The 4,788-nt window shown below is 40.8% G+C and carries 5 protein-coding genes; all 5 read right to left on the reverse strand.

Annotation, left to right across the window (positions count from 1 at the left end):
- Positions 1-877 (reverse strand): efflux RND transporter periplasmic adaptor subunit (locus WBM98_RS16710; protein WP_424367156.1); only part of this gene is annotated, 877 nt, incomplete at its 3' end.
- Positions 878-920: 43 nt separating this feature from the next.
- A complete protein-coding gene (locus WBM98_RS16715; RefSeq protein WP_424367157.1) occupies positions 921-2,183 on the reverse strand; it encodes an ABC transporter permease in 1,263 nt (420 codons plus the stop codon).
- Between the two features lies 1 nt (position 2,184).
- On the reverse strand, positions 2,185-3,414 hold the full coding sequence (locus WBM98_RS16720; RefSeq protein WP_424367158.1) for an ABC transporter permease: 1,230 nt from the start codon (positions 3,412-3,414) through the stop codon (positions 2,185-2,187).
- Positions 3,407-4,108 carry an ABC transporter ATP-binding protein gene (locus tag WBM98_RS16725; protein ID WP_424367159.1) on the reverse strand — a complete coding sequence of 234 codons (702 nt, stop codon included), beginning with the start codon at positions 4,106-4,108 and terminating at the stop codon, positions 3,407-3,409. Before WBM98_RS16725 ends, WBM98_RS16720 begins: the two co-directional genes overlap by 8 nt.
- A 105-nt stretch (positions 4,109-4,213) precedes the next feature.
- Positions 4,214-4,788: efflux RND transporter periplasmic adaptor subunit (locus tag WBM98_RS16730; RefSeq protein WP_424367160.1), on the reverse strand; the 575-nt coding region annotated here is incomplete at its 5' end.

Raw genomic sequence — 4,788 nt, forward strand, 5'->3', positions numbered from 1 at the left:
TAGATGCATTGGCGCTATAACCTGCCCGGATAAAAATATCTTCCTGTATTTCAACATCACCTTCTATCTTGAACTGTACCGCACCGGTTTCCTCAACCCCCTTAGGCGCTATGAATCGTAGTTTGGCATCCAATTCCTTCCCTTCTACAGCCCCAAGGCTTATTTTTAATGGTGTACCCAATTTCAGTTTCGCTACTTCGCCTTCATCTACCTTTCCTTCAAAAATCATTTTGGTCAAATCTGCAATGGTGGCGATGGTCGTACCATCATTAAAGTTATTGCTTTGGATTACTTGATCCCCTTCCTCCACAGGAATTTCAAGGATGGTACCGTCTACCGTGGCACGAATATTCGTGTTCGCCGTCGAAGAACCTCCTGCAGATCCCCTGCGTATGATTTGGTAGTCGGCTTGTGCATTGCTCAACTCTTGTTGGGCTTGATCATACTGTAATTGTAAGCTGTTAAAATCCTGACTCGATATGACCCCTTTATCAAACAGGGCCTTGTTCCTATTATACTCGATCTTTATATTGTTCAATGCGAGTTCGGCGTTGCGAACCCTACCTCTTGCTTGGTTGAGTGCTTGTTCATTGGGAACCACTTTTATAAGCGCTATTAAATCCCCAGCCTTGACCTTGACACCTTCTTCCAAATATATTTTCTCGATAATACCCGATATTTGGGGCTTAATCTCAATTTCATCCTCTGGCACCACCTTCCCAGTAGCCACGGTTTTCTTTTCTATATTCGTAATAAATGGCTTCTGTGTCTCATAGGTGATTGCCGATTTACTATTGGATTTTATAAAGAATGCCGCAGCCCATAGTGCCCCTAGCACCAAAATCCCTATTAAAGAATACTTTAAATATTTGTTCATTTTAAAAGTGTATTAATTTATATACTGGTTTGTTATTTGTTTCTTACTCTTCCCGCAAGGCATCAATCGGTTTGATACTCACTGCCCGTTGCGCGGGTATCAACCCAATCAGGGTGCCCAAAATCACCATGATCGCCAAGGCTCCCAACACATACGGAATAGGCACAGTAGGATTGGCATATGGGAAATCGCCACCTTCTGTAAAACTGTTTATTAAACTAAGGGTAGCTGCCCCTAAAATTATTCCCATGATCCCTGCAATGACCGTCAAAAACACAGACTCCAAAATTATCTGGGACTTCACCTCTAAAGGAGTTGCACCCAAAGCCCTACGCACGCCCAATTCCTTTGTACGCTCTTTTACGGATATCAATAGAATATTACCTATTCCGATCACTCCCGCCAAAATAGTGGCAATACCCACCACCAAGGATAAGAATGTCATTCCTTTGGCAAAACCCATGATACGATTGAACACCTCACCCAAATTAAATGAACCAAAAGCTCTTTCATCTTCGGGATCTACCTTATGAATACTCTTTAAAATCGATTTAATGTCCTTTTCTACTTGCACCACATCAGCATCGTTATAAGCGGCTATTGTCAGCCAACCCACATTATCGCCAGTGTTGTACAACTTCCGATACGTTGTAAAAGGAATATAGATATCGCTATCCGTTTCAAACCCTCCGCCAGGAGTGAATTTATGAATCCCCACGATTTGAAAATAGATGTTATCAACTCTGATATAAGCCCCTATGGGATCCTCGTCCTTTTCAAACAACTCGTTTTGTGTTCGTTCGCCAATAACACAGACCTTTCGCGTCTGTTCAATATCATCATCATTGATGAACCTACCCCCATCATATATTTTTTTGGTCGCAATTTTGGTATAAACAGGGAAATCCCCATATATCGCATAATTTCCTGATTTTTGTCCATTTACAACCAAAGCTGGTGGATCTCCAAATACCCCTTTTGCATTTCGAGGGACAATATTTTGGATTTCAGGCACCCTATTCTCCAAAACCGTCACATCGCCTATTTTCAATTGCAACTGCCTACCTGTTTTATAGCCTTCATAAGGCATGCTCGTACTCTGGGCCCATACGAACATACTGTTCATCGCTACGGTCTCAAAGGCCTTTTCAAAACCATTGTCCAATCCTTTGGCCGATCCCGATAATGCTATGTAAATAAAAATACCCCAGAGTACCCCTATAACAGTGATTATCGTCCTGGTCTTATTCTTTCCAATAGAACCAAAGATCTCTTGCCATGTATTGCTGTCGAATATGAAGCTCATATTATTCATCCCTTAATGCCACAATTGGTTTTATACGTGCTGCCCGTCGTGCTGGAATATACCCTGCTAAACCACCAAAAACTATTAATATAACCGTTGCAAAGATTGCTGTACCCAAATTAATATTGGGATTTGTAATGAAAAAATCCTTTAATTTTTCCCCCAATGAACTCAGTATCGCTATTCCGATCATCATCCCTATAAAACCTGAAATGGTCGTTATAAATATGGATTCTAATAGAATTGTGCCTATTACTGATTTAGGCGTTGCCCCCAAAGCCTTTCGAATGCCCAATTCCTTAGTCCGTTCCTTTACCACGAACACCATGATATTACTGATTCCAATAATCCCGGCGATAATCGTACCAAAGGCCACAAACGCCACGATCAGCTGCAGTACCCGGGCAAATTGTTGGTTCTGTTGCAGTTGATCTGCCACATTACGAATAAACAATCCGTTTTGATCAGTAGGACTTATATACTTCTTTTCCCTTAAAAAATCATTCAAGCTCTTTTCAAAAGCCATAGCCCCAGCATAACCCAGTTCTGGTTTGAATGCTACAATAATCTGATCCAATTTATCCGTATTCTTCTCAATCAATTGCCTAGTTGTGTACGGGATATAGATATTTCTCTCCTCGTTATCTCCACCATCATCCTGAAATACCCCAATAACCTTAAAAGCACTCCCAGCAATGTCGATATGCTCCCCAATAGACTCATGGGCACCGAACAGATCTTTTTCAACGAGCCTACCTATTACAGCATACTTCGTTTTGTTTTTGATATCTTCTAGATTAAGATAACGACCTTTCATCATTATCGTTTTCTCCGCAAATTGATAGGAAGGACCAACAGCTCTCGTTGAATAATTATTCGATTCCTCCTTATATTTCACTAATCCATTTCTGAATATCCTGGGCGTTGAATATTCCAAGAAAGGTGCAAAATTCTTGTTGATCTCGGCGAGATCTTCATTGTCGAACTCTATTTGTCGATTGGATTTGTAGCCTTTATAGGGCATGGAGGTTCGTCCTGGAAAAATATAGAATACGTTGGTGGCATCGTCTCCAAAAAACTCATCAAAAGTATTGATCAAGCCATTTCCAAAACCAAAGAGCACAACAAATATGAGTATACCCAATGCCACTGTAAACCCAGACAAGAAGGTCCGAAGTTTATTCTTTTGAATGGTTTGGAAAATTTCGTTCCAGTTGTCTCTACTAAACATATTGAGAAGCTCTTACCTGCGTAACTTTTTCGTCTTTTTCGATAATACCATCCTTTAAATGGATAATACGCTTACACATATGGGCGATGTCATCTTCGTGGGTCACAACCAGAATCGTGTTTCCCAGATCATTTATTTTTTGGAGCAGATCCATTACCTCATAAGAGGTAGTACTGTCCAAGGCCCCGGTGGGCTCATCGGCCAATAGCACCTTAGGCTCTGCGGCCATAGCCCTGGCAATGGCGACACGCTGTTTCTGACCTCCGGAAAGTTCACTGGGCAAATGGGTGGCCCACTCTTTTAGGCCTACCTGTTCCAAATACTTCATTGCCCTTTCTTGCCGCTCTTTTCTAGGAATTTTTTGATAATATAAGGGTAAGGCCACATTCTCTAACGCGCTTTTGTAATTGATCAAGTTAAAGGATTGAAAAACAAATCCTAAGAATTTATTGCGATATTTCGCGGCCTTGGTCTCATTCAGATTTTTAATGGGAACACCATCCAGGATATACTCGCCTGAATTCGCCTCGTCCAACATGCCCAAAATATTCAGCAAGGTAGATTTTCCAGAACCTGAAGAACCCATAATAGCGACCAATTCACCGGCTTCTGCCTTGAAATTTATGCCTTTAAGAACGTGAAGGGAATTGCTTCCCATTTTATAGGATTTATGAAGGTCTTTGATTTCAATCATGTTGGTTTGTTTGTTGTTTTGGAAATATCTAAAAAGGAATCCGTGTATAGGACATCTAAGATGTTAAAATGTTACAAGAATTTCTCCAAATTTTATGTTAAATAATCAATCGGCGAATTCATCGGGCTTAATCTCGTTCCAGACCTTTATTTTATCATTTTCGGAAACTCCTGATTTAACCTCGACATAGATTCCATCACTGATACCCAACTCAACCTCTCTGCGCTCAAATTGCTGATCACCGGTTGCTATTTCAACAAAGGGTTTTTTTGTCTTGTCATCATACTGTACCAATCCTTCCTTTAAAGATAGTACACTATCGGCTTTCGCCAATATAATGGATGCATTGGCACTTAAACCAGCTCTAATGAAAATAGTGTCTTTCTTACTTAAGGTCCCCTTGATTTCAAACTGGACAGCTCCGTTTTCCTCTTTTCCCTTAGGGGCTATGTAATCCAATATCGCATTGAACACTTTATTCTCGATGGCCCCTACTGTTATTTCCAATGGTAGATTTTCCTTGATCTTACCGACCTCCGATTCATCTACCTTACCTTCGAAAATCATTTTATCAACATCGGCGATAGCCGCAATCGTAGTTCCTTCATTAAAATTGTTACTCTCAATAACTTGATTACCGACCTCTACGGGAACCTCTAAGACCATACCGCTCACTGTAG

Origin of the sequence: Maribacter sp., assembly GCF_049667165.1 — a bacterium.
Taxonomy (GTDB): Bacteria; Bacteroidota; Bacteroidia; order Flavobacteriales; family Flavobacteriaceae; genus Maribacter_A.

Bases quoted from the DNA above. Each gene is read 5' to 3' on its own strand.
- WBM98_RS16715 (WP_424367157.1), bottom strand. From the start codon at position 2,183: ATGAGCTTCATATTCGACAGCAATACATGGCAAGAGATCTTTGGTTCT.
- WBM98_RS16725 (WP_424367159.1), bottom strand. From the start codon at position 4,108: ATGATTGAAATCAAAGACCTTCATAAATCCTATAAAATGGGAAGCAAT.
- WBM98_RS16720 (WP_424367158.1), bottom strand. From the start codon at position 3,414: ATGTTTAGTAGAGACAACTGGAACGAAATTTTCCAAACCATTCAAAAG.